This is a genomic window from Actinokineospora auranticolor, assembly GCF_041897805.1.
GTDB classification, from domain to species: Bacteria; Actinomycetota; Actinomycetes; order Mycobacteriales; family Pseudonocardiaceae; genus Actinokineospora; species Actinokineospora auranticolor.
Window position 1 is genome coordinate 872,310 of sequence record NZ_CP154825.1, and the last position, 23,948, is coordinate 896,257.

23 protein-coding genes are annotated in these 23,948 nt (G+C 69.0%); 9 read left to right on the forward strand and 14 right to left on the reverse strand.

Features of this window, described 5'->3' with window-relative positions; all coding sequences use genetic code 11:
• The first annotated feature begins 17 nt into the window (after positions 1–17).
• Genes V5P93_RS04280 through V5P93_RS04290 form a run of 3 tightly spaced genes read left to right on the forward strand, consistent with a single transcriptional unit; the run spans position 18 to position 2,987 of the window.
• On the forward strand, positions 18–2,009 hold the full coding sequence (locus V5P93_RS04280; protein WP_104477123.1) for a thioredoxin domain-containing protein: 1,992 nt from the start codon (positions 18–20) through the stop codon (positions 2,007–2,009).
• Complete coding sequence (locus V5P93_RS04285; protein WP_104477121.1) at positions 2,006–2,449, forward strand: NUDIX hydrolase; 444 nt, start codon at positions 2,006–2,008, stop codon at positions 2,447–2,449. The genes V5P93_RS04280 and V5P93_RS04285 overlap by 4 nt, the downstream gene beginning before the upstream one ends.
• 10 nt (positions 2,450–2,459) lie before the next feature.
• Entirely contained in the window at positions 2,460–2,987 is a 528-nt protein-coding gene (locus V5P93_RS04290; RefSeq protein WP_245931050.1) for a TlpA disulfide reductase family protein, read from the forward strand.
• 34 nt (positions 2,988–3,021) lie between these two features.
• On the opposite strand, the gene V5P93_RS04295 is transcribed toward V5P93_RS04290, so the two are convergent.
• Entirely contained in the window at positions 3,022–4,392 is a 1,371-nt protein-coding gene (locus tag V5P93_RS04295) for a PhoH family protein (protein WP_104477117.1), read from the reverse strand.
• Positions 4,393–4,854: 462 nt separating this feature from the next.
• Entirely contained in the window at positions 4,855–5,631 is a 777-nt protein-coding gene (locus tag V5P93_RS04300; protein ID WP_181043317.1) for an isoprenyl transferase, read from the reverse strand.
• A 58-nt stretch (positions 5,632–5,689) separates the two neighbouring features.
• Here V5P93_RS04300 and V5P93_RS04305 point away from each other — a divergent pair, with 58 nt between their 5' ends.
• Complete coding sequence (locus V5P93_RS04305; RefSeq protein WP_104477114.1) at positions 5,690–6,118, forward strand: CoA-binding protein; 429 nt, start codon at positions 5,690–5,692, stop codon at positions 6,116–6,118.
• 108 nt (positions 6,119–6,226) lie between these two features.
• On the forward strand, positions 6,227–6,850 hold the full coding sequence (locus tag V5P93_RS04310; protein WP_104477112.1) for a hemolysin III family protein: 624 nt from the start codon (positions 6,227–6,229) through the stop codon (positions 6,848–6,850).
• Positions 6,851–6,877: 27 nt separating this feature from the next.
• Here the strand turns inward: V5P93_RS04310 and V5P93_RS04315 are convergent, their stop codons facing one another.
• The 7 genes from V5P93_RS04315 to V5P93_RS04345 all read right to left on the reverse strand — a co-directional run bounded on the left by V5P93_RS04315 (position 6,878) and on the right by V5P93_RS04345 (position 13,349).
• Complete coding sequence (locus V5P93_RS04315) at positions 6,878–8,104, reverse strand: tyrosine-type recombinase/integrase (RefSeq protein ID WP_104477111.1); 1,227 nt, start codon at positions 8,102–8,104, stop codon at positions 6,878–6,880.
• 18 nt (positions 8,105–8,122) lie between these two features.
• A complete protein-coding gene (locus V5P93_RS04320) occupies positions 8,123–8,311 on the reverse strand; it encodes an AlpA family transcriptional regulator (protein ID WP_104477109.1) in 189 nt (62 codons plus the stop codon).
• 14 nt (positions 8,312–8,325) lie between these two features.
• Positions 8,326–9,930 (reverse strand): replication initiator, encoded by a 1,605-nt coding sequence (locus V5P93_RS04325; protein ID WP_104477107.1) that lies wholly within the window; start codon positions 9,928–9,930, stop codon positions 8,326–8,328.
• Entirely contained in the window at positions 9,927–11,336 is a 1,410-nt protein-coding gene (locus tag V5P93_RS04330; protein WP_245931048.1) for an FtsK/SpoIIIE domain-containing protein, read from the reverse strand. Before V5P93_RS04330 ends, V5P93_RS04325 begins: the two co-directional genes overlap by 4 nt.
• A 667-nt stretch (positions 11,337–12,003) precedes the next feature.
• Positions 12,004–12,501 (reverse strand): AMED_5909 family protein, encoded by a 498-nt coding sequence (locus V5P93_RS04335; RefSeq protein WP_281261639.1) that lies wholly within the window; start codon positions 12,499–12,501, stop codon positions 12,004–12,006.
• 2 nt (positions 12,502–12,503) lie between these two features.
• Complete coding sequence (locus V5P93_RS04340; protein WP_146107925.1) at positions 12,504–12,893, reverse strand: hypothetical protein; 390 nt, start codon at positions 12,891–12,893, stop codon at positions 12,504–12,506.
• Positions 12,894–12,896: 3 nt separating this feature from the next.
• Entirely contained in the window at positions 12,897–13,349 is a 453-nt protein-coding gene (locus tag V5P93_RS04345) for a hypothetical protein (RefSeq protein WP_104477101.1), read from the reverse strand.
• Positions 13,350–13,530: 181 nt separating this feature from the next.
• Here V5P93_RS04345 and V5P93_RS04350 point away from each other — a divergent pair, with 181 nt between their 5' ends.
• Both V5P93_RS04350 and V5P93_RS04355 read left to right on the forward strand, forming a co-directional pair.
• On the forward strand, positions 13,531–14,400 hold the full coding sequence (locus tag V5P93_RS04350; protein ID WP_104477100.1) for a DUF5919 domain-containing protein: 870 nt from the start codon (positions 13,531–13,533) through the stop codon (positions 14,398–14,400).
• Positions 14,397–15,173, forward strand: a complete 777-nt coding sequence (locus tag V5P93_RS04355) for an inositol monophosphatase family protein (protein WP_245931046.1) — start codon at positions 14,397–14,399, stop codon at positions 15,171–15,173. The genes V5P93_RS04350 and V5P93_RS04355 overlap by 4 nt, the downstream gene beginning before the upstream one ends.
• A gap of 44 nt (positions 15,174–15,217) precedes the next feature.
• Here the strand turns inward: V5P93_RS04355 and V5P93_RS04360 are convergent, their stop codons facing one another.
• The gene (locus V5P93_RS04360; RefSeq protein ID WP_146107924.1) at positions 15,218–16,429 is read right to left on the reverse strand and encodes a hypothetical protein; all 1,212 of its coding nucleotides are present in this window, start codon (positions 16,427–16,429) and stop codon (positions 15,218–15,220) included.
• 601 nt (positions 16,430–17,030) lie between these two features.
• Entirely contained in the window at positions 17,031–17,561 is a 531-nt protein-coding gene (locus V5P93_RS04365) for a GNAT family N-acetyltransferase (RefSeq protein WP_104477096.1), read from the reverse strand.
• 89 nt (positions 17,562–17,650) lie between these two features.
• Here V5P93_RS04365 and V5P93_RS04370 point away from each other — a divergent pair, with 89 nt between their 5' ends.
• The gene (locus V5P93_RS04370; protein WP_104477094.1) at positions 17,651–18,199 is read left to right on the forward strand and encodes a hypothetical protein; all 549 of its coding nucleotides are present in this window, start codon (positions 17,651–17,653) and stop codon (positions 18,197–18,199) included.
• Between the two features lie 15 nt (positions 18,200–18,214).
• The gene (locus V5P93_RS04375) at positions 18,215–20,179 is read left to right on the forward strand and encodes an NACHT domain-containing protein (protein ID WP_104477092.1); all 1,965 of its coding nucleotides are present in this window, start codon (positions 18,215–18,217) and stop codon (positions 20,177–20,179) included.
• Between the two features lie 20 nt (positions 20,180–20,199).
• Here V5P93_RS04375 and V5P93_RS04380 read toward each other — a convergent pair whose 3' ends face one another.
• The 3 genes from V5P93_RS04380 to V5P93_RS04390 form a co-directional block, all read right to left on the reverse strand.
• Positions 20,200–20,997: an ABC transporter permease gene (locus V5P93_RS04380; RefSeq protein ID WP_104477090.1), complete on the reverse strand. Its 798-nt coding sequence runs from the start codon at positions 20,995–20,997 to the stop codon at positions 20,200–20,202.
• Complete coding sequence (locus V5P93_RS04385) at positions 20,994–22,049, reverse strand: ABC transporter ATP-binding protein (RefSeq protein ID WP_104477088.1); 1,056 nt, start codon at positions 22,047–22,049, stop codon at positions 20,994–20,996. Before V5P93_RS04385 ends, V5P93_RS04380 begins: the two co-directional genes overlap by 4 nt.
• A gap of 453 nt (positions 22,050–22,502) precedes the next feature.
• Positions 22,503–23,939 (reverse strand): GuaB1 family IMP dehydrogenase-related protein, encoded by a 1,437-nt coding sequence (locus tag V5P93_RS04390; protein ID WP_104477086.1) that lies wholly within the window; start codon positions 23,937–23,939, stop codon positions 22,503–22,505.
• Positions 23,940–23,948: the final 9 nt, after the last annotated feature.

Here is a 23,948-nt window from a genome sequence, read left to right on the forward strand (position 1 = left end):
TTTGAGAGGGTGGGGGCATGGCAAACCGGCTGCACGGCTCCACCAGCCCGTACCTGCTCCAGCACCGGGACAACCCGGTCGAGTGGTGGGAGTGGGGGTCGGACGCGTTCGATGAGGCCCGTCGGCGGGATGTGCCGGTCCTGCTCTCGGTCGGCTACGCGGCGTGCCACTGGTGCCACGTCATGGCGCACGAGTCGTTCGAGGACGATGAGACGGCGGCGCTGATGAACGCGCACTTCGTCAACGTGAAGGTCGACCGCGAGGAGCGCCCGGACGTCGACGCGGTCTACATGACCGCCACCCAGGCCATGACCGGCCAGGGCGGCTGGCCGATGACGTGCTTCCTGACCCCGTCGGGCGAGCCGTTCCACTGCGGGACCTACTACCCGCCGACGCCGCGGCCGGGAATGCCGTCGTTCCGCCAGCTGCTGTCGGCGGTGCACGAGGCGTGGTCGTCGGGGGACCCCAAGGTGCGGGGGATGGGGGAGAGCGTGGTGGCCCAGCTGCGGGAGCAGGCCGGGCCGCTGCAAGAGTCCGTTGTGGACGCAGCGGTGCTGGAGGGCGCGGCGACGTCGTTGCTCGGCGACTACGACCGGGTCAACGGCGGGTTCGGTGGCGCGCCGAAGTTCCCGCCGACGATGGTGCTGGAGTTCCTGCTGCGCCACCACGAGCGGACCGGGTCGGTGGAGGCGCTGTCCATTGTGGAGGGAACCGCGCGGGCGATGGCCGACGGCGGGTTGAACGACCAGCTCGCGGGCGGGTTCGCCAGGTACAGCGTGGACGCGGGCTGGGTGGTCCCGCACTTCGAGAAGATGTTGTACGACAACGCCTTGCTGCTGCGCCTCTACGCGCACCTGGCCCGCCGGACGGGCGTCGACCGCTACCGCGAGGTGGCCGCCGCGACCGCCCGGTTCCTGCTGACCGACCTCGCGACCCCCGAAGGCGGGTTCGCCGCGTCCCTCGACGCCGACACCGACGGCGTCGAGGGCCTGACCTACGTGTGGACCCCCGCGCAGCTGGTCGAGGCCCTGGGCGAGGAGGACGGCACCTGGGCCGCCACCCTCCTGGGCGTCACCGAGACCGGCACCTTCGAACACGGCGCGTCCACCCTCCGCCTGCTGCGCGAGGTCGACGACGCCCCGCGCTGGGAGCGGATCCGCCGGGCGCTGCTGGCGGTCCGCGCCGCCCGTCCCCAGCCCGGCCTCGACGACAAGGTCGTGACCGCGTGGAACGGCCTCGCGGTGTCGGCCCTGGCCGAGGCGGGCACGGCCCTCGGTGAACCCGCGTGGATCGCCGCCGCCGAGCGCGCCGCGACGCTGCTCCTCGACCTGCACCTGGTAGACGGCCGCCTCCGCCGCACCTCGCGCGGTGGTGTGGTGGGCACCGCTGCGGGCGTCCTGGAGGATTACGGCTGCCTAGCCGAGGCCCTGTTCGTCCTGCACCAGGCCACCGGCGCCACCCGCTGGTTGGACGCCGGGACCGCCCTGCTCGACACGGCCCTGGCCCACTTCACCGACCACACGGCCGAAGGCGCCTACCACGACACGGCCGACGACGCCGACGCCCTGGTCTGGCGCCCCTCCGACCCCGGCGACAACGCCAGCCCCTCCGGCGCCTCCGCCCTGGCAGGCGCCCTCCTCCTAGGCGCCTCCCTGGCGGGCGAGGGCCCCTACGGCGAAGCAGCCGAACTGGCCCTTACCCGGGTGGGCATCCTGGCCGCCCGGGCCCCCCGCTTCGCAGGCCACTGGCTGACGGTGGCGGAGGCGATGGAGTCCGGCCCGGTCCAGATCGCCGTCGTCGGGAGTCCGGAGTCCCGCGCCGCGCTGGTCCAGGCCGCCACGGCCCACGCCCCGGGCGGCACCGTGATCGTCGCGGGCGAGCCGGACTCCACACCTCTCCTGTCCGACCGCCCCCTGATCGACGGCAACCCTGCCGCCTACATCTGCCGTGGCTACATCTGCGACCGCCCGGTCACCACCCCGGAGGCATTGGTCGCCGCTCTCTCATGACCCTCCTCGACCGCAGGGGCAACCCCTTCATCGCCCTCCACGCGCCGGCCGAACCGGTCGACGCGAACATCCCCTGGGCCTTGGTTGTCGTCGCCACTCCCGCAGGCGTTCTCCTCATCTACAACGGCAAACGCGCCCAGTGGGAACTGCCCGGCGGTACCCGGGAACCTGGCGAAACCCCGCACCAAAACGCCACCCGCGAACTCCGCGAGGAAACCGGCATCACCACCACAGACCTGGATTTCGCCGCCCTTGCCGAATTCGGCCCTCCACCCGAGTACCTCGCCCTTTACCGCCTCCGCCTCGACGCCGCCCCCACCTTGGTCCGCAACCCGGAGGCCCTTTCCTTCCGCTGGTGGGACCCCGACACCCCGCCAACCCCCGGCATGAGCCGCACCGAAACCGAACTGGCCCGCCGCGTGCTGAAGATCAACCCCTAGCATCGGCGCCGTGCGAACCGGGGGATTGACGACGTTGCTCGCCGTGACCATCACCGTCGCGGGCTGTGCCACCAGCGGCCCGCCGCCCGCCAACGGCGCGCTGATCCCCGTCGACCAGCGGCAGGCCATCACCACCCTCGCGGGTGAGGACCTCCTCAAGGGCGCCCCGGTCTCCCTCGACCAGTTCCACGGCGACGCCCTGATCATCAACATCTGGGGCGCCTGGTGCGGGCCATGCCGGGCAGAGGCGCCCGAACTGGTCCAGGCGCACGCCGAGAGCGGGGTCGACTTCCTCGGCATCGACGTCCGCGACCACGACCGCGGGTTCGCCGAGGACTTCGCCAGGGACCGCCTCGCCGCGTACCCGTCCCTCTACGACCCGCCCGGGCGCGCGCTGGTCAACCTGGGCCGGTACCGCAACGCCCAGGTCCCCACCACGCTCGTCCTCGACCGCGAGCACCGCGTGGCCGCCGTCTTCCACGGCGGCGTCCTGGCCGCGGACATCCTGCCCAGGATCCGCGAGGTCACCGCCGAGTAGGGGCGCCCCCGGCGCGAGGGGGCGCCCCACCACGTCACTGCGCGTGGTCCTCCAGCATCTCGGTCACCAGCGCCGCGATCGGCGACCGCTCCGACCGGGTCAGCGTGACGTGCGCGAACAGCGGGTGGCCCTTCAGCTTCTCGATCACCGCCGCGATGCCGTCGTGCCGCCCGACCCGCAGGTTGTCGCGCTGGGCGACGTCGTGGGTCAGCGCGACCCGCGAGCCGGAGCCCAGCCGGGACAGCACGGTCAGCAGGACGTTGCGCTCCAGCGACTGGGCCTCGTCGACGATCACGAAGCTGTCGTGCAGCGACCGGCCGCGGATGTGGGTCAGCGGCAGGACCTCCAGCATCCCCCGGCCCAGCACCTCGTCGATCACCGGCTTGCCGACCAGCGCGCCCAGGGTGTCGAACACCGCCTGGGCCCACGGCTGCATCTTCTCGCTCTCCGTGCCCGGCAGGTAGCCGAGGTCCTGCCCGCCGACCGCGTACATCGGCCGGAAGACCACGACCCGCTTGTGCAGGCCGCGCTCCATGACCGCCTCCAGGCCCGCGCACAGCGCCAGCGCCGACTTGCCGGTACCGGCCCGGCCACCCAGCGACACGATCCCGATCTCCGGGTCGAGCAGCAGGTCGAGCGCGACGCGCTGCTCGGCGGAGCGGCCGTGCAGGCCGAACGCCTCCCGGTCGCCGCGCACCAGGCGGATCTGCTTGTCGGCGGTGACCCGGGCCAGCGCGCTGCTGGTCCCGGCCATTAACCGCAGACCGGTGTTCACCGGCAGGTCCACCGCGACCCCGAACTCGGCCAGGTCGACGGTGCCGTGCTCGGCGGAGAACAGCGCGTCGACCGCGGCCACCGGGACCTCGAGGTCGCTCATCCCGGTCCACCCCGACGGGGAGACCTCGCCCGCGCGGTACTCGTCCGCGTCGAGCCCGACCGCGCCCGCCTTGACCCGCAGCGGGATGTCCTTGGTGACCAGGGTGACCGCCAGGCCGTCGGCGGCCAGGTTGAGCGCGCACGCCAGGATGCGCGCGTCGTTGCCGTCGGTGCGGAAGCCGGGGGGCAGCACCGACGGGTCGGAGTGGTTGAGCTCGACGTGCAGCGTGCCGTCCCCCACCGGGATCGGGACGTCGAGCCTGCCGTGCTTGCGCCGCAGGTCGTCGAGGAGCCGGAGCGTCTCCCTGGCGAACCAGCCCAGTTCGGGGTGGTGTCGCTTGCCCTCCAGCTCGCTGATGACCACCAGCGGGACCACGACCGAGTGCTCGTCGAAGCGGGTCAGCGCCCACGGGTCGGCGAGCAGCACGGAGGTGTCGAGGACGTAGGTGCGCCTGGCTGAGTCGGCCTCCTGGGAGACCGCGCTTGAGGAAAGGTCTGCGGTGCGCCTGGGCGAACGCGAAGCGGTCACGGCAACTCCTCGCGGACGCGGCACCGCATCCGCTCCTCGGTGGGCCGGGCACCGGCCCCGGTCGGGTTACGCCAAGTCGACGCCGGGTGTGGCTACCGGCGCCCACCTGCTCCCCCACGGGGACCGGGTGCCGGCCCCCTCGTGATCGAAACGCTCACGACCAGGACCTCCCGGGCCGGACCGCAGTGGACACGGCCCGACACTTCGCAAGTTACCTGCGCGGTATGACAATCGGCACGCTGCCACACAGGTGATTTCCTATTTCGTCACCGTCGTGACATCCCGCAGCCACGCGACCGCGCGCCGTGCCCGGACCGTCCACATACCACAGTCGTCGACCTGCGACAGCGGCCATTCGGCCGCCCGTGTCCGACCCGCCCCGCCGTGCTCACGCAGCGTGCCCGACCGGGTGCGGTGACGAGCAGGTATGCACTAAAGGACTGAAATGGTTCCCAGTAGCGACTACGAGCCGAATCGGCGGTGCCGGATTCCGTAGTTGCGCAAGGCGCGGAGGAAATCCGTGCGGCGGAAATCGGGCCAGTAGGCCTCGCAGAAGTGGAATTCCGAGTGCGCGGACTGCCACAGCAGGAAGCCCGACAGGCGCTGCTCGCCGGACGTGCGGATGACCAGGTCCGGGTCGGGCTGGCCGGAGGTGTAGAGGTGCTCGGCGATGTGGTCGACGTCGAGCACCTCGGCCAGCTCCTCGATGCTGGTGCCCGCCTCGGCGTGCTGCTGCAGCAGCTTGCGGACCGCGTCGGCGATCTCGCGCCTGCCGCCGTAGCCGACCGCGATGTTGACCTCCATGCCCTCGCGGCCCGCCGCCCGACCCGCGGCGGCCTGCAGCCGGGTCGCGGTGTCCTCGGGGAGGATGTCGAGCGCGCCGATGACCCGCAGCCGCCACGGCGCGCCGGGCTCGGCCAGCTCGTCGACCACGTCGCCGATGATCTGCAGCAGCGGCTTGAGCTCGGACTCGTCGCGGTTGAGGTTGTCGGTGGACAGCAGCCACAGGGTCACCACCTCGACCCCGGCCTCCTCGCACCAGCCGAGGAAGTCGGCGATGCGCCGGGCGCCGACCCGGTGGCCGTCGTTGACGTCGGTGAACCCCGCCTCGCGGGCCCAGCGGCGGTTCCCGTCCAGCATGACCCCGACGTGCCTCGGGGTTCGCCCGCCCGCTTGCTGGACGAGCCGCTTCTCGTAGATGCCATAAACGATGTCGGCCACGCGCCTACGGAGACTCACGGCCGATCAGGTTACGCCGCCGAGGTGTATTCGGGGGCACACTGGGGACGTGCAGCGCATGGGGATCGATCCGGTATGGCAGGACCTCGCCGTCATCGAGCGGCTGGTCCGGGAGTCACGCACCATCGCCGTCGTGGGGCTCAGCGACAACCCGGGCAGGCCCAGCCACGGGGTGGCGCGGTACCTGCGGTCGGCGGGGCTGACGGTGTTCCCCGTCAACCCGGGGCTGACGTCGTGGGAGGGGCTGGCGGCGTACCCGTCGCTGGCCGCGGTCCCGGAGCCGATCGACGTCGTGGACGTGTTCCGCCGACCCGAGCACGCGGCCGCCGTGGCCGAGGAGGCGGTGGCCGTCGGGGCGGGGGCGTTGTGGCTGCAACTGGGCGTGATCAGCGCGGACGCGGCCCGGATCGCGGCCGAGGGCGGGCTGGACGTCGTGGTGGACCGGTGCCTGGCGGTGGAGCACCGGGAGGTCGTCGGCTGGTCGTGAGTGAGCCACGGCACACTCCTCGAGCGGAATAACCTACGGGTCCGTAACCTGGTTGACGTGACGGCACCGACGCAGGGCCGGCCGAGTGCCGGTCACGGCAAACCGCGCATGCGCGGAGTCATCCACCTGTGGTCGTTCTTCGTCTCGTTCGCCGCGGGCGGGACGCTGATCTCGGTGGCCGCCACGATCTCGCCCCTGGCGGCGCTGGCCACCTCGGTCTACGGCGTGACGGTGCTGGGCCTCTTCGGCGTGAGCGCGCTCTACCACCGCCGCTGGTGGGTCACCGAGCGCGCCCGCACCACGATGAAGCGCCTCGACCACTCGATGATCTTCGTGTTCATCGCGGGCACCTACACCCCGTTCAGCCTGCTGGCGATGGACCGCCCGACCGGCTACATCGTGCTGTCGGTGGTGTGGGGCGGCGCGCTGCTGGGCGTCGGCCTCAAACTCGCCTGGCCCCACGCCCCGCGCTGGCTGGGCACCCCGATCTACATCGCGCTGGGGTACGTCGCCGTCTTCGTGCTGCCCGAACTGCTGCACCACGCGGGCGCGGCGGCCCTGGTGCTCCTGCTGGTGGGCGGCCTGTTCTACACCGTCGGCGCGGTCTTCTACGCGACGAAGTGGCCGAACCCGTGGCCCACCACCTTCGGCCACCACGAGTTCTTCCACGCCGCGACCGTGCTGGCCGCAGCGTGCCACTACATCGCGATCTGGCTGGCTATCTTCCCCTAGCTGCGGTTATGGGGTGCTGACGCCCCCTCAGGCCGCCTGTAGGCCGTCACCCGGGTGGAGACCGCCGATGAAGGCATCCACAGCCCGGCGGGTGCGGTCGTGACTGCTGGCCAGCAGGTGCGTGTAGACCCTCAGCGTGAATCCCGGGTCGCTGTGCCCGAGGTACTCGGCGACGGCCTTGACCGACTCGCCCGCGTCGAGCAGGACCGAGGCGAACAGGTGTCGCAGCGCGTGCATACCGTCGTCCCGAGTCGGGCTCTCCACTCCGGCCCGCGCCAGCGCCGGTCGCCAGACGCGCAGGTTGAACGCGCCGCGTCGGCAGGCCCCGCCGTCCTGGTCGACCATGATCACCCGCACGGTGACCGGCTCCCCTCCCGGGTGCAGCCAGGGCAGGGTGAGCGTCGTAGGCGGGAAACGCTCCATGTACGTGTCCAGCACCCGCAGCAGACCCCCGGCGAGAGGTGCGCTCCTGGTCTTCCCCCGCTTCGGTGGGGCGAAAACGGGCTGGTTCCCGACGAGCCGGACTTGGCGGACCACGTTGACCGCCTCCGCTTCCCGGTCGAGGTCATCCGGCGAGAGCCCGAAAATCTCGCCCTGCCGCAGCCCGAACCCCGCCCCCATCGGTACCGCGATCTTGAACCGGTCTGGTAGGGCGTCCTGAACGGCCGAGGCCCTTGAGGTAGACCAGACAGCTATTCGCCTCCGCTCGACCTGCGGCCTTGTGACGCTCCGTGCGTGGCAGGGGTTCTCGAGGATGCGCCTGTCGTCGACTGCGGCGTTGAGGATCGACGCCAGATGGGTGAAAAGCAGGACCCGATAGTTGACCGACACGGCCCTGTCCTGCAACTCCCGCAGCCACGCCTGCACCTCGCCCGGCTTGATCGCGCCGAGGGACTTCTTCTCGAAGAACGGGTAGAGGTGAACCCGCAGCCGCCCCGAGATCCGCTCCCGGGTCGTGTAGTCGAACGTCTGGGAGTCGACCCACTGGGAGGCGAAGGACACGAAGCCCATCCGCGCTCGTTCAGGGTCGACGTACTTCCCCTCCCGCTTGTCGTTCTCGACCGCGATCAGGAAGTCATCGGCGTCTTTCTTCTTGCGGTCCGGGAACGACTTCGACCGCTCCCGCCCTTCGGGGTCGAGGTACCGGACCTTGTACCGGTCACCCTTGCCGTAGAGGGCCGTTTTCTCCCGCCGTACCTTCCCGTCCTTCGGGTCCGTGACCTTGCGGTACCAACGGTCTTGGATATGAGCCATCAACTTCCCTTCCTGGTATTAGGCCGCGTCCGCGAGAAACCACGCCTGCACGGCGGCCGGGTCGTACCGAAGGTGCCTTCCGACCTTCCGCACCGGCGGCCCCTCACCCCGCCATTTCCACTGGTAGAGCGTTTTGGCTGGCACACCGAGGTATGCCGAGACGTCGTCGACGGTCCAGAGCCGGTCGATGGATCGCAGGTTGTCCATGTCGTTCCCCCAGGTCACGCGGCCAGTTGGCGAGTTGCTGAAACATCGGCGGTAGCGCCTGGTGGCCCTTGCGCGGCGAGAAGCGCTCGTTCGTACTCGGCGCGCCAGGTGACTCGTTCGGCGATGGCGCGCATGACGAGGTGATCCCGGGGTGGTGCGTTGCGGTCGCCGGGTGCGAGTTTGCGCCAGACCAGGGCGGAGGTGTCCCGGACGGGTTTGACGATGCCCACCGCGGCCAGGGTCTCCGTCACGAACGCGGCCCGGTCCGCCTTATGCTGCAACAGCGTCTTGCCCGACCACTTCCGCGACACCAGAACGCGTCGGCCGGGCAAGCCGAGGGTGGTCCGGCGGTGCGCGCGGCCCTTGCAGTGCCCCGGTGTAGTTCGGCTGGTGGCTCCCACGGGTTGGATGCCGTAGAGCAGCCACACCGCGCACCGGGGCGAACAGGGCGTCACCAACAGCTCTGCGTGGAGTCGGTCATGGTGATCCCGCTGCGAGCTGGTGTTCGCCGAGATGACTTCTCCGGTGGACTTGGTGAGGTACTTGGTCAGGTAGCCGATGTGCCGTCCGGCTTCCTCGGAGCCGCCGAGGATGCCCTTGGAGTGGACCTGCGTGCCGAAGGTCGCCACGTGCGCGGGCTCGTCCACCTGGTCCACCGCGTCCGCCCAGGCCGTGAGCGGTGCCCGGGTCGCTGGGTCGACGAATCGTTCCCCGTCCCACACCGGCACCAGGCCGTCGCCGTAGACCATTTCGTCATGCGGAGGCCACCAGACCTGTAGGTAGGTCGCGGCGGTGACCTGCCGGATCACCTCGTGCGGGATGGAACCGCGGATCGCGGTGTGCAGGTGCGGTGCCGCCCGTCGCTGGGGCTCGACGGTGGCGAAGTACTGCACGTCCCAGCCCACGACGCGGCGCAGGTTCTGCCACCACCGGTCGACCAGGGAGGCGAAGTGCACCGCGTCCCGAGCCGCCCGCCGGTAGTTATAGAGCCCGGGGTCGACCGGTGAGCCGTCCGAGCGCACCGGCCCGTAGGTGTCGCACGTGAGGGTGACGAACATGGACGGCCGGAACCGGCCCGCGAACTCGCGACCGAGGGTGTGTTTCTCCACCCGCCGCCGAGGCAGGTTGGGCGCGTCCTGCCGCCGCCTGGTCGACCGCACGGGAGCCCGCTTGGCCGCCCCGTCGGGGTTGGGCAACCGCCCTCGGACGCCGAGCTGGTGAAGTTCAGCGTCGACCGAGCGGATCTCCTCCCGTAGGTCGTCCGCGTCCGCTCCCATTGCATCGCGGTAGGCCGCCACGAGGTCCGCTCGGAGTTCCACCAAGGCCCGCTGATCATCCGTGGGTTTGGCCGCGGCCGTTGATGGTTCCTCGGTGAGGTGCCATCCCTCCCGGCACTGGACCATTCTCAGCGCCCGAGCCTTGCGCGCACACGGCAGACACACAGACTCCACTGTGGAGCCACAGGGCACGCCGATGTACTTCACCGCACCGGTTTCCGGGTCGGTGACTTCCATGGTGAAGGGCCGTACGCACACCCCGTGCTGCTCAGCGGTCGCCCGCACCACATCCGTCGACAACGGTCCCCGGGCCGGTAGTTGGGCAACGTTGGTGTCGGTCATGCCGCCGTCCCCCCGTCGATCTCACGCGGAGCCCGGTCCGGGAACGGCACGATCGTCGCCGACCCGCCGGTGATGTAGTGCCGCAGTTCGACCAGGTTCGTGTCCGTGACGTGGAACGCCCGTGCCCGAACCGGGTCGCGTTGACCGTCCACTTTGACCCAGGCGACACCTGGGGTGGACTCGCTGATCTCATGCGCGTTGGCGCCACGAGCCCGCAGTCCGTCGCCGAGGACCATGTCCACCTGGGTCGCCTCATCGAGGCGCATCGCGATCCGGGTCGGGAACAGGTTCCGGAACGGCACGATCTCCTTGCGCGGGTCCTGCACGAACGCCAACACACCGAACCCGGGTGCCCGGCCCTGGGACGTGATGGTCTGCAACGCCGTCTGAGCGCGCTCTCGGAGGCGCTTGTCGGTCTGGTAGGCGATCAGGTCCGCCAACTCGTCGACCACCAGCAGTGTGAACGGCTCCCCGGTCTCCCGAGCCCACAGCCGCCGCACACCCCGATACGTCGCCGCCCGTGTCCGCACCTCAGCGGCCACTTCTTCGAGGAGGGTCACCGCGGCTTCGCCGTTGTCATAGACGACCCGGTCGAACACCTCCGGAACCTGGCCCAGCTCCATCCCGCCCTTAGGGTCGATACCCACCAGCCGCACCGCACCCGCCTTGACCAGCGGCGCCAACGCCCACACCACAGCCCAGAGAAGCGACCCCTTACCCGCACCCGTCACCCCAACCGTGAGCAGGTGGTTGCCCAGCAGCCGCAGCCGCCACGGCTTGCCGGTCTCGGTCCGGCCCACGACCACCCGCCGCAGATCCACCCCCGATTCCGTGCCCATCGCGGGCAGCGCCACTGGTGATGCGAGGGGGTTGGAGTGCACCAGGTCCAGCTCGATGACCCCGGGTCGGATCACCCGCACCCGGCACGACCTGGACCCGAACGCGTGTGCCAGGCCCGACGCGCGAGCTTCCCACTGTTCCGGGGCCTGGCCCTTGACCATCCGCACCCGGACCCGGTCCCGCCAGCCCTCCGACCTGGTCCGCCGCAGTCTGGGCAGGTACTCGCGGCCCTTCGCGGAGGCGGTCAGGTTGGACAACCGCGCCACCGTCCGCCACTGATGCGCGTACACCGCCACCCGCCGGAACTCCGTACGCGGCCACCGCAACCACACATCGAACCGGGGCTTGTCCCGCCACCACCACACGAACAACCCCACCCCGACCACGAACACCACCGACCCGAGCAGCCATAGCCCACCCCACCGGTAGAGCAGCAGGGCAAGCAGGCCGAGCACGACCGAGACGGGGTAGAACCACGCCACCCGCACCACCCTCGCCGCCACCCACACGGCAACGATGACCAGCGCAACGGGGACCAGGACCAGCTTCACCCAGCGCGGGAGCATGGTCCACCACGGCAACCGAGGCCGCGCCACCTCCAACGGCGCCGGATCAACCCACCTGCCGCTACCCATCACCAACCACCCCGCACGACCGCGTGGGACGGGTGAGCGACACTGCTGAACACCAACGCCAAGGCGCCCATGCAGGACGCACACTGCGTGTCCCCCGGAAGCAACCGGGCGAACCGCTTGCACTGACCGCATCGCGTTCGAGTTAGCCCCCTTGCGGAAGCACCCGAGTTCTGGATTACCCTTGCCACGTCTACTCCCCGAGTGGACAGGCACAGAAGCGGAGAAGGCCGCCAAACCACATCCGCTTCTGTGGCCTACATTTCCCGAAAGCGCAGTGAAGACGCGCGACATCGCCGCACGACCCACGCGCGGTTTCTCGCCCCCTGTATGGACTTTCAGTCCAGATCTTCTGGTTGGTACACCCCTAAGGTCGCCCGGCTCATCAGGTTCCGGCAGGTTTCCCGGGCGCTGTTGACCCGGTCCCATCTTCGGCAGAACCGGGTGTAGTCCCGGTGGTCTTCAACCGTCCACGTGTCCGAGGGACTCATGAACCGGTCTCTTGCCCTGGGGTAGAAGCCGCGGCGCCGCCACCGCCGGTACACGTTCGCCACGACCACACCGGTCACGTAGCCGGTACCCCAGGCCAACAACAGTCGTCTCATACTTCCTTGCCTTGGATTTCCCGCGCGGCCCGTCGGCTCTTCTCGGCGTAGTAGAGCGCCAGATGGTGGTTCCACCGGTCGATCTCCGCCACAGCGGCGAACAGCTCCGCGCAGGACTGGTGGTAGGTCAACCAAACGGAGGGCTGCGCACTGATCCTCGGGTGCGTGTCATCAAGCTCCCTGCACAGTGCGTCGAGAGACCGGAATCGGACCACCTTGTGCGGTCCGGTTCCGATCGCGTCGGTCGGGATCTCGTCCAACGACCGTTGCGCCTTCTCGTGTTCGCGTTCAGCCCAATACAGCGCTTCGGATGCGTTGCCAGTGTCCACTCGGGAGATCTCCCGGTAGGTGGACGCGCTGTGGTAGTAGTACGCCCTCCATTCCGAGGCAGGCGCCAACGGAGCCGGGCGGATCGCCACCAGTGCCTCATGCGCGGCACGCAGTAGACGAATCTCACCCTGCCCCGTGCCAATCCTGACCCTCCCACCGGACACCGCTATCGCCTCCCGCTGTCACGCCGCGCGCGGGGATGGCCCGGGATGACGTCCACATCGATCCGAGAGCGCGCGTGCCAGTCCCGGGCCTGCTGCTCAAACGCCTGGGCTGCCGCGTTCAGGCCCGCCAGCAGCCACCACGGCAGGCCCGCCGTCCCGGCGATCTCCCGCCACAGCACCGCCACGTTCCACGACGCGTCCGCCATCTCCTTCGCCGCGCCGACATCACCGGGCGGACGCTTGGCCGTCCCCTCGTACGCCTGGCCGAAGCGCCGGTATGCGTCCTGCCAGCGCTCCACCATCTCGCCCGGTACCGGCGGGACGTTCCAGTCCCGACCCCACCCGGGCCACTCGCGGAACGGCACGGCCGATGTCGCAGGTTCTTGCGCCATGGCTTACGCCGCCTTGCCCGACGTCTCGCCCGCGGCCTTGCCCGCCCTGGCGCTGCTGGAGGCCGCCGCCGCGAACCCGGTGGCCCGGTAGACGTACGCCTGGTACTTGAACTCACCGTTGCCCGCGATGCGCGGTTCCGCGGTCAGCCCGACCAGCTCAATCGGCCGCATCCCCGGCAGAACCTCCGCCGTGGTCGGCACCGGCTGCACGTCGGCGACCAACGTCAACTCGAACGACGCCCGCTTGGCGTTCGGCTCGCTCGGGTCGGTGACCTTCGCCTTCCACTGCCGCTGCCCGGTCGTCTCGTCCATCCGCTGCCGCACCGGCCGACCCGCCGCCCTGTCTTCTCGTGACTGGTATTCGTTGTCCGGCGCGACTTCGCCGATGAGGACAAGACCGTCAGGAAATGCGTCCGAGAACTCGACGGGGAATCGGTGCCCCTTGCTCATACCCATTGGTGTCAGTACCTCCGCTGTGTCTGCGACCTGCTCCGGCCGCTGACTACAGCTTCGGCGCTGATGAGTCCCGTCGAGACACCGCCGTAGTCCCGCCTGGCCTCACCTGACACTCACGTAGTCTCGTCTATGTCTCGTCTGTGTGGTAGCGTCGAGGAGTCCACCGAGGTGGGAGGCCCCGATGAGCGAGACGACCATCCTGTTGAAAGTGCTGCTCAAGCAGCGCCACCTACAGGGCCACCGTGCCTTCTGTCGCGAATACGATCGGGCCGCGAAAAAGGTCGATCCGTCGCTGATCGGTGGCTACCCGAGCAAGGCTCAGTTCTACCGGTGGATTTCCGGTGAACTCCTCGGTCTGCCATACGCCGACCACTGTCGGATTCTGGAAAACATGTTCCCGAACTGGTCGGCCGAACAGCTCTTCAAGCCCTACCTAGGCGGCATGGACTTCATCCCCGAGCCCACTCCCACCCAGCCCGTCGCGCAGGCCGCCCCCACCGTGCGCTCGGAGCTGGCAGGACTCACCGCGGCCTACACCAGCCGATCCGAGTTCCACCACCACATGCCGCCCCACAAGCTATTCGACGGCGCCCGCAGCATCCGCATGGTCGGCCTGTCCCTGAACCTGCTGTGCCAGCAGTACCCCGACCGCGACCTGATTGACCTCATCGAGAACGGCACCGAGGTCGACTGCCTGTTCCTGGACCCCGCAGGCGAGGCTATCCGCCGACGCGGCGCAGAGGAGGGCCACCCCGACACCCTCCTGTCCACCCTCACCGACGTCAACATCGGCGCCATGAGACGCGTGGCCCTCAAACTCACCCCCGACGCCAGCCCACGCCTACGCCTGCACGTCTACGACGAGACCATCCGCTTCAATATCACCATCGTCGACGACGCCCTATGCGTGGTGCAGCCGTACCTACCTGACGGCCGAGGCCTCGAGTCCCCCACCCTGGTCGCCGAACGCGGCGAGACCCCGGGCCTCTACGAGACGTTCAGCCAAGTCTTCGAATCCCTATGGACCCGATCCCGAGAGGTCACCGCGTGAACGAGCACCAGGCCCACCTCAAGATCGCCGAAGACGCCGTCACCATCGCCCGCGACCTCATCGCCCGCGCAGGCCCCCTCACCGTCCGCGACAAAGGCGACCGCGACCGCGTCACCGACCTCGACATCACCATCGAACGCACCGTGCGCGCCTACCTCGCCGAACAAACCCCCGACATCGGCTTCCTAGGCGAAGAAGAAGGCACCACCGCGACCTCCAGCGATTCCGTCTGGACCCTCGACCCCATCGACGGCACCTCCAACTTGGTCCACGGCCTACCCCTCTACGCCGTCTCGCTAGCCCTGGTCACCAACAACCGCCCCGTAGTCGCCGTCATCGACCTCCCCGCCCTCAACATGCACTACACCGCCACAGAAGGTGGAGGCGCCCACAACCAACACGGCCCCATAAGCGCCAGCACCACCACAGACCTCTCGTCCGCCATCGTCTCCCTAGGCGACTACGCCGTAGGCGTCCACGCCGAGGAGAAGAATCACGAACGCTTGGCCATCACCGCCCGCCTAGCCGCCAACGTCGAACGCATCCGCATGTTCGGCTCCGCCGCCATCGACCTAGCCTGGGTCGCCGAAGGACGCACCGATGCCGCAATCATTCTCTCTAATAAGGCCTGGGATACGGCAGCGGGCGTTCTTATCGCGCGTGAAGCAGGCGCGATCGTCTCCGATATCTCTGGCGGCCGCCATGTCATTGAGTCTTTGTCGACTATCGCAACGGCGCCGGGTGTCTATAGCGGTGCACTGTCCCTGGTTTGATTGCGATCTTCGAATACTGGGATGCGGGCACATCGAAAAATAGGTTAGGAGTGATGTCGAATGCCAGTTCCCGATGCGCCGTCGTGGCGGAAATCGAAGACTACTTCGGCGTGCGCGAAGCCTTCTAGATCCAATGTGGCGCCGAGGTCCTCGTAGATCAAAGTATTGGCTTGATCGGCAACGCCAAACTGGCGAACTCTAGTGCTCGTGTCTTTCAAAGGGATCTTCCCGGAGAAGGTGACGTGCGTATCGTCAGACTGATCGGCAGAGCGGAACATCGGGATCGCCAACAAGTCGTCGGGTGTAACCGGTTCTCCTGGTCGGCGCTCTTGAACTGGTTGGCTGGATACGTAGAGGTGGGCGTGGCCTTCATAGGTGCTGGCCAGCATCTCGAATCCCGACGTTGTTAATCCTCCTCCGCCGATGTGTCGGAACCCAAGAGAAGCTTGAGTCAGGTCCAAGTACAGTTGACGCAGGCGCTTTACGGAGGTTCTTAGACGCTGTCGGGTTTGATGCTCGTGTGGCAGCATCACTAGTGCTCCAGCCTTCGCGTGGAAAGTCAAAGTTCGAGCATTGGCGTATATGTCAGAACGCACAAACTTGTCAGGATTGGGTGTGTTTGGTGGCGCATAGTCGGCAAAGTTGACCAGCTTGGCTGCTGCCCGAAAGGCGGCATCTAGCCAGTCCTTTTCTTTGCCAGCCGGACGGCCATCTGCCCGGAGTGGAGGAGGCTCGATCGTGCTTAAAATCGCCTCAAGTGCCAAGTAGTAGTTTCTAAAAGCGTCAACCATGTCTGTTGTCGACTGAGCCAATCGAAAGTACCGAAAGCTGAGGTGCCAGGCAGGGGGCGACGGTGGCAGCGAAGGTCGAATATTGCCGTTCGAGTCTTGGACTTGAGCTTCGGCACTAAGCGTCATGGTCAGACCGTATGAGGTATGCATCCTGCATGACCTTCCGACGCTGCTGTCTGACCACCAAAGGATGTGACGGTCTTCAGAAGGATCCAGTACGCGGCTCATGTTTCCGTGGATAGCCCAGCGGTCCAGGGCTTGTTGAGCCAGCGCAACAGCGGCCTGTAGTAGTTCATCCAGATTCTTCTCGTATGATGCAAGATTGACGACGAGCGCTGCTGAACCGGAGCTTGCTTCAATCGTTCCTGTTGCATTCCGAATTGATAAAGTCTTATTGGCGGGACGTGAGAGATAGAGCACAGCTCCCTGATTCCCATTTATTAGACGGTCGTCAAACTTTGCCATCGTTACACGATACGCCTGCGTGTGGCGAGAGTGCATCCCCCGTGGTCTGTGTGACTAAATATCGTCTCTTATCGAGAACTGCTCACGTTGATGCAGTGCTGAACCTGGCTCTATGGGATCAAGGCCGCGCCGCCTGCGCGGCGCGGCGGGTGGGCCGGTCACCCTGCCGGGAGGCAGCATTCATCGCGCCACGGCGCGGGCTCCCGCTTCGCTCCGCCCGCGCGGGCGCGCGGCGCGGCCTGGCAGGTGCTCGGCTGCCACGCCGCGCAGGCGGCACGGCCGGAGCTGCCCGCGGCTTGCGAGGTACCAGGGGCTACCCCGCCCCTGGACCCCGGGAGCCCACGGCACGATCCGCGCCATACTCTGCCTAGCTCGACAGCCCCGTAGGCGCGGATCGCACCGTGGGTACGTGCCCCGGGAACGCCGAACGGCCCGGCTGTCCGCTTGGGACAAGCCAGGCCGTCCACAGGCCGTGAGAGGGCAGCAAGCCCTGAGACCCGTTGAGAACTACCGAGAAGCAAAACGCCAGGTCAGACCCCATGCAACGCCTACAAGCCCATGTCGCGTGCGACCAGGCTGCACTACATCGCGATCTGGCTCGCTATCTACCCGTGAACTCCCGGGCCAGCAGGCTCATGATGACCTCGTCGTGCAGCTCCCCGTCCCGCCGGAAGGTCTCGCGGGTGCGGCCCTCCTCGACGAACCCGACCTTCCGGTAGACGTGCCGGGCGGACTCGTTCTCCGCGACCACCGTCAGGCCGATGGCGTGCAGCCGCATGTCGTTGAAGGCGAAGCGGCAGAGGACGCGTAGGGCGTCGGTGCCGTAGCCCTTGCCCTGGTCCTCCGTCGACCCGAGGTAGAGGTCCAGGGTCCCGCGGCCGTTCTCCGGGTTGGTGTCGCGCAGGGCGGTGATGCCGACCAGCCGCCCGTCGGCGAGTTCCTCGATGCCGAAGACCACGCGCTCGTAGCCGTTGACGCGCTCCTCGATCCGCTTGCGGATGGCCTGCCGGGACTCCGGGTAGGACGTGACCAGCCAGCGCATCGAGCCCTCGTCCTGGTCCCAGTGCCAGATGAGGTCCGCGTCGTCGGGTTCGAGCGCGCGCAGGCGCACGAGAGTGCCGGTGAGACTCATGGGTTCACCTTGGACGAACACGCCTGCCCGCACCAGTGATTTACGCGTAAGTTGAGCAGTGATGTAATCATGTAATCAAGGGAGCTGACATGCGCAAGCACTGGGGCCGCGGCGGCAGGCAGCAGGCCGACGTCCCACCCGCGGGTGACGCCGCGGCCTGGTTCTCCGGCAGGTTGCCGGAGTGGTTCACCGGCGAGCCGGAGGTGACGGTCGACCGGGAGGAGATCCTGGTCGTGGGCACCCTGGCCAACCTGACCAGCGAATACCCGGACGACGCCGCCCAGGCGGCTGCCGAGTCCGGTCGGATCGCCCGTTGGCGGGAGGAGACCCGCGACGAGCGCATCGAGATCGCGCGCCAGGCCGAGCACCGCTACGGCCGCAAGGTCGCCTGGGGCGCCACCCTGGGCGGCACGACCGAGTTGTTCACCACCCTGTCCGTCCCCGTCATGACCCGCCTCCGCCAACCCGAGCGCCTGGTCCTCGACACCCTCGTCGACGCCGGTGTCGCCCGGTCCCGCTCCGACGCCCTGTCCTGGGCCGTCCGCCTGGTCGGCGACCACGCCGAGACCTGGCTGGCCGACCTGCGCGAGGCCATGGGCAAGGTCGACGACCTGCGTGCCAAGGGGCCGGAGCTGTAGCTACTGTGTCCCCCGATGTCGGTCAGATGGTGGGTCGCGGCGGGGCTGGTGGTCGCGGGCGTGCTCAGCGCCCTGGCCAACTTCGTCCCTTGGCCCGTCGCGGCCCTCCTCGGCCTCACCGCCGGGGTGCTGACCTTCGTCGGGGCACTGTGGTTGCAACGCGAACCCGCGTCGCTGGACCTGGCGGCGTTCGCCGGGCAGGTCCGCGAGCAGTGGCGGGCGGAGTTGCAGGCGCGGGGGATCAGCCTCTCGGCGCCGCTGAACGTGCGCTGGTCGGCGACCGACCGGCCGGTGTCCGCGCCCGCCACGGCCATCCTCGGGGACGCCGTCGGCGGTAAACCCATCCGGGTCCGCGCGGACGGCGACCTGCGCGACCTGGCCGCCAAGTTCCGCGACGAGCTGCCGCGCGGGCAGCTCGTCATCATCGGGGAGCCCGGGTCGGGCAAGACCGTGCTGGCCACGTTCTTGGCCATCGACCTGCTGACCGGTGACCCGCCGGTCCCGATCGTGCTGCCGCTGTCGTCGTGGGACCCGGACTCGCCGCTGCGCGACTGGATCGTCGACCGGCTTGCGGCCGACTACCCGAAGACCGCGTCCGCGAAGGCCTGGCGCGACCTGCTCGGCGCCGGGAAGCTCCTCCCGGTCCTCGACGGCCTCGACGAGATCCCCGAGCCGCGCCGGGCCGCCGCCCTCGCCGAGATCAACACGGCGTTCGACGGTGGGGCGCCGTTCGTGCTCACCTGCCGGGCCACGGAGTACGAGGAGATGGTGCGCGCGACGGGGAGTCCGCTGAGCACGGCGCTGGTCGTCGAACTGGCCCCGGTGACGCCGGGGCAAGTGGTCGACTTCTTGCGGCGTCCGGGGCAGGAGGACCGCTGGGCGCCGGTGTTCGCGGCGGTGCGCGCGGGCGGCCCGCTCACCGACGCGCTGTCGTCCCCGTTCATGACCTCGCTGGCCAGGTTCGCCTACGCCAGAACGGAAACCGACCCCGCCGACCTCTGCTCGCTCCCGGACGCCGACGCCGTCCGCCGCCACCTGCTGGCCGCGCTCCTGCCCGCCGCCTACTCCCCGCGCCCCCACCCGGACCTCGGCACCACGCAGAGCCCCGCCTACCGCCCGGAACAGGCCACGGCGTGGTTGACCTTCCTCGCCAAGGACATGACCGCCCGCGACACCGTCGACTTCGCCTGGTGGCGCCTACACGAGTCCCTGACCGGCTGGCGCCGCATCGCCCTGCGACTGTTCTTGCCCGTGGTCTGGCTCTGCGTACTGGCGGGCGGCGCGCTGGGGGGCACTGTCGGCCTGGATCCGGGTGTCGGCGCGGCTCTCGGCGGGGTGCTCGGCCTGGCCATCCCCACCCGCTCCAGGAATCCGGGTTGGCTGACCTCCACTGTGGATACTCGGGCGACAGTTCTGCGGTATGTCGTCGCCACCACGGTGTTCCTCGTGCTCGCTGCATGGGGAGGAATCTTGGCGTGGCAGGATCACCTGGTTTGGCGGGACGAGCTGGCAGTAGGCGGCACCCCTGCCGGGCCCAGCCCCTTCATGCTGACCATCCTCATTCTGGTGGTTGTCTTCCTGCCTTTCAGCGTTTTCACCGGCTGGTTGGTGTACCTGGTCAACGTGCGCAACCGGTTGTCCGGCCGCGCGCTCCCGACCATGCGGGAATCACTGGCCGCCGACGTCGGGTTCGCCAAGGCCAATCGCTCCGGCTACATCAGCCTCTGGATTCTGCTGGTCTTGGTGTACCGGGGCGAGCCGGATATCGTTGATGTGGCGCTCGCGCCGCTGCTTGTCAGTGCCTTCACCTGGCACGCAGCCGCCGCGTTCCGCACCACAACGTGGTTGCTGCGTGGGAGTCTGCCCCGCCGCCTGCTGTCGTTCCTCGAAGACGCGCACGCCCGCGGGATCCTGCGCCAAGTCGGTGCCGTGTACCAGTTCCGGCACGCCCTCCTGCAACAGCACCTGGCCGGGTCCTGACAGACCCGGCCAGGTCCTGCTCAGTCCAGCGCCCGCCGCAGGAAGCCGCGGATGCCGAAGAAGCCGAAGACGCCGCAGGCGACCACCATCACCAGCAGGCTGATCCAGATCGGGATGTGCGGCACCCACGGCACCAACTCCGCCCGCATCCCCTCACTGACGTACGTCAGCGGGTTTAGCGCGCAGATCACCTGGAACCACCGCAGGTTCGCCAGGCCCATCCACGGGAACTGGGTCGACCCGGTGAACATCAGCGGCATCAGGATCACCGCGAACAGGATGTTGATCTGCCGGGGCTGCACCGACGTCCCGATCGTCATCCCGATCGCCGCCCCCACCAGCGATCCCAGGATCACGATCAGCAGCACCGGGATCCACGCCGACGCGGGCCAGTGCACCCCGTCCAGGATCAGGAACCCGATCGGGATCATCACCAGGGCCGCGACCACGCCCCGCAGCGCGCCGAACAGCATCTTCTCCACCGCCACCCAGGCGATCGGGATCGGTGCCAGCAGCCGGTCCTCGATCTCGCGGGTCCAGGAGAAGTCCATGATCAGCGGCATGGTCGTGTTCTGCAGCGCGCCCAGGAACCCGTTCAGGGCCACGATTCCCGGCAGCAGGATGGCCGCGAAGTCGCCGCCGACGTAGCCGAGGTTCACCAGGACCTTGCCGAAGATGAACAGCGTGAAGAACGGCTGCACGATCACCTGGGCGAGGAACGGCAGCAACTCGCGGCCCGTGACGAACGTGTCCCGCCACAGCACGGACCCGAAGGTGCGCAGCGGTGTGCTGGACCGGATCTCGGCGGTCTCGGTCATCGCAGCTCCCGTCCGGTGAGGTGGATGAAGACGTCCTCCAGGCTCGGCGTGCCGATCGACAGGTCGGTCACCTCGCACGTCGCGTCCCCCAGGACGCGCAGGACCAGGGGGAGGACCACCGCCGGTTCGAGTGCCGTGTACAGCCGGTACACGCCTTCGGTCTGCGGGGCCGTCGCCAGTTCCGCGGCCTTGGCGGCGATGGCGGCCATCGCCGCGGCGGGCAGGCCGGGGGGTAGCGCGGCCGGGGCCGGTCCGCTCGACCCGATCCGCTCGACGCGCTCCACGCCGTCGATGTCCGCCAGCGCCTTCTCCACGACGGCGCCGTCCGTGCCGCCGAGGTGGACCGTGACGCTCACAGTCGTGCTGCCCGGCAGGCCGCGGGTCAGCGCGGCCGGGGTGTCCAGGGCCAGCAGCTTGCCGTGGTCGACGATGCCGATGCGGTCGCACAGCTTCTCGGCCTCGTCCATGTCGTGCGTGGTCAGCACGACGGTGACGCCCTCGGCGCGCAGGTCGAGCACCCGGTCGTGGACGAACAGCCGCGCCTGCGGGTCCAGCCCGGTCGACGGCTCGTCCAGGAACATGACCTTGGGTTTGTGCATCAGCGCGCGGGCGATCATCACCCGCTGCGCCTGGCCGCCGGAGACCAGGTCGATCCGGTCCTTGGCCCGGTCGGCGAGCCCCATCCGGTCCAGGATCTCGTCGGCGCGCGCGGTGCGCTCGGCGCGCGGCACGCCGTGGTAGGCGGCGTGGAACAGCAGGTTCTGCCGGATGCTCAGCGACCGGTCCAGGTTGTTGCGCTGGGGGACGACCGCGAGGATCTGCCGGGCCCGGGTCGAGTCCCAGACCACGTCCACGCCGTGCACCAACGCCCTTCCCGACGTGGGCAGCACCCGCGTCGTCAGCACCCCCACCGTGGTTGTCTTGCCGGCCCCGTTTGGACCGAGCAGGCCGAACACCTCTCCGGGTTCGACGCTGAAACTCAGGCCGTCCACCGCAGGTTTGGGGTTCTTCTTGTACAGCTTGACAAGGTCTTCGACCTCGACTGCTCTCACCCTGCAACCATAGGCGCGCGGTCAATTCGGATGTTCCACCACCCAACCGGCAAAGAACCGTTTGCCGCCAACCCGTGTGGACCGTTCGTCCACATGCCGCCGAGTTGTCCACAGGCCACCGAACTGGCGTTGTTCCCCCTGCTCACCGCGCACTAGTGTGGAATTCGGGGGATCCCACAGCCCGATGATCTTGGCGGGTGGGCGCGGCGGCGGTCGCCACCGGCGCGGAGTTCCCGGCGGATGCCGGTGACCGGAGTGGCCTTGATCTTCACGCAGAGCTGAATCAGCCCGCGGACCTCTTGTTCCCCGCGGACCTCTTGCTCTCCGCCGAGCCGCGCACGGTTGTCCGCGCTGCCGGAGGTGACCACCCGGCCGGCTTGCTCCCGCGCGATCCGCGAGCCCGGCGGGTGCGTCCCTTTGGCATGACCGGACCCGCTGGTCGGCGGTCGCCCGTCACCAGCCGGACGGCAGCGGCCTGCCCTCCGCGAAACCCGCCGCCGACTGGACGCCGACGACCGCTCGCTCGTGGAACTCGCCGAGGGTCAGGGCGCCCGCGTAGGTGCAGGCCGAGCGGACGCCCGAGCAGATCGAGTCCAGCAGGTCCTCCACGCCCGGTGCGCGCGGGTCCAGGCGCATGCGGGAGGACGAGATGCCCTCCTCGAACAGGCCCTTGCGCGCGCGGTCGAACCCGCTGTCGCCGCGTGTCCGCGCCGTGACCGCGCGCTTGGACGCCATGCCGAACGACTCCTTGTACGGCCTGCCCTGCTCGTCGCGCAGCAGGTCGCCCGGGCTCTCGTACGTCCCGGCGAACCACGAACCCACCATCACGCTCGACGCGCCCGCCGCCAGCGCGAGCGCGACGTCGCGCGGGTGCCGTACCCCGCCGTCCGCCCACACGTGTTTGCCCAGCTCGCGGGCGGTTTCCGCGCACTCGTACACGGCCGAGAACTGCGGTCGGCCCACGCCGGTCATCATCCGCGTCGTGCACATCGCGCCGGGGCCGACGCCGACCTTGATCACGTCCGCGCCCGCCTCGACCAGGTCGCGCACGCCGTCCGGGGTCACCACGTTGCCCGCGACCACCGGCACGTCCGGGTGCGCCGACCGCACGGCGCGCAGCGCGGTGAGCATCTTCTCCTGGTGCCCGTGAGCGGTGTCGACAACCAACGTGTCCACCCCGTACCCGAGCAACGCCTTGGCCTTCGCCGCAACGTCGCCGTTCACCCCGACCGCGGCCGCAACGCGGAGCTGACCGTTCGCATCTACAGCGGGTTGGTAGATGTCGGCGCGCAACGCACCCACCTCGGTCAGCACGCCTGCGAGCCGACCGGTGTCGTCCAGCGCCAGTGCGACCTTCGCGGTGTGCGCGTGGAGGGCGTCGAACACCTCGCGCGGGGCGGTGTCGATGCTGAGCGTGACGATGGCCGGGTCGGCGATCTCGCTCAACCGGGTGAAACGGTCCACACCGCTACACGCTGCTTCCGTCACCACCCCGACGGGCCTGCCTTCGTCGTCCACCACCACTACGGCGCCGTGCGCGCGCTTGGGCAGCAGGTTGATCGCGTCGGCCACGGCGTCGTGCGCGCGCAGCACGAGGGGCGTGTCCCACACCCGGTGCCGGGTCTTCACCCACTCGACGATGTCGCCGACCGCGCGCGGGTCGACGTCCTGCGGCAGCACGACGAGCCCGCCGCGCCGGGCGACCGTCTCGGCCATCCGCCTGCCCGCGACCGCGGTCATGTTGGCCACCACGATCGGGATCGTCGCGCCCGTACCGTCCGATGTGGACAGGTCGACGTCGAACCGGCTGGCCACCGCCGAGCGGCCCGGCACCAGGAAGACGTCGTCGTAGGTCAGGTCGTGGGCTGGTTCGCCGTGGTAGTAGCGCACGGTTGCCAA

Coding starts and splice junctions, on each gene's coding strand:
- V5P93_RS04280 (WP_104477123.1), top strand. CDS start 18: ATGGCAAACCGGCTGCACGGCTCCACCAGCCCGTACCTGCTCCAGCAC.
- V5P93_RS04285 (WP_104477121.1), top strand. CDS start 2,006: ATGACCCTCCTCGACCGCAGGGGCAACCCCTTCATCGCCCTCCACGCG.
- V5P93_RS04305 (WP_104477114.1), top strand. CDS start 5,690: ATGGGGATCGATCCGGTATGGCAGGACCTCGCCGTCATCGAGCGGCTG.
- V5P93_RS04310 (WP_104477112.1), top strand. CDS start 6,227: ATGCGCGGAGTCATCCACCTGTGGTCGTTCTTCGTCTCGTTCGCCGCG.
- V5P93_RS04315 (WP_104477111.1), bottom strand. CDS start 8,104: ATGGCTCATATCCAAGACCGTTGGTACCGCAAGGTCACGGACCCGAAG.
- V5P93_RS04320 (WP_104477109.1), bottom strand. CDS start 8,311: ATGGACAACCTGCGATCCATCGACCGGCTCTGGACCGTCGACGACGTC.
- V5P93_RS04325 (WP_104477107.1), bottom strand. CDS start 9,930: ATGACCGACACCAACGTTGCCCAACTACCGGCCCGGGGACCGTTGTCG.
- V5P93_RS04330 (WP_245931048.1), bottom strand. CDS start 11,336: ATGCTCCCGCGCTGGGTGAAGCTGGTCCTGGTCCCCGTTGCGCTGGTC.
- V5P93_RS04340 (WP_146107925.1), bottom strand. CDS start 12,893: ATGGCGCAAGAACCTGCGACATCGGCCGTGCCGTTCCGCGAGTGGCCC.
- V5P93_RS04345 (WP_104477101.1), bottom strand. CDS start 13,349: ATGGGTATGAGCAAGGGGCACCGATTCCCCGTCGAGTTCTCGGACGCA.
- V5P93_RS04350 (WP_104477100.1), top strand. CDS start 13,531: ATGAGCGAGACGACCATCCTGTTGAAAGTGCTGCTCAAGCAGCGCCAC.
- V5P93_RS04360 (WP_146107924.1), bottom strand. CDS start 16,429: ATGGCAAAGTTTGACGACCGTCTAATAAATGGGAATCAGGGAGCTGTG.
- V5P93_RS04365 (WP_104477096.1), bottom strand. CDS start 17,561: ATGAGTCTCACCGGCACTCTCGTGCGCCTGCGCGCGCTCGAACCCGAC.
- V5P93_RS04370 (WP_104477094.1), top strand. CDS start 17,651: ATGCGCAAGCACTGGGGCCGCGGCGGCAGGCAGCAGGCCGACGTCCCA.
- V5P93_RS04375 (WP_104477092.1), top strand. CDS start 18,215: ATGTCGGTCAGATGGTGGGTCGCGGCGGGGCTGGTGGTCGCGGGCGTG.
- V5P93_RS04380 (WP_104477090.1), bottom strand. CDS start 20,997: ATGACCGAGACCGCCGAGATCCGGTCCAGCACACCGCTGCGCACCTTC.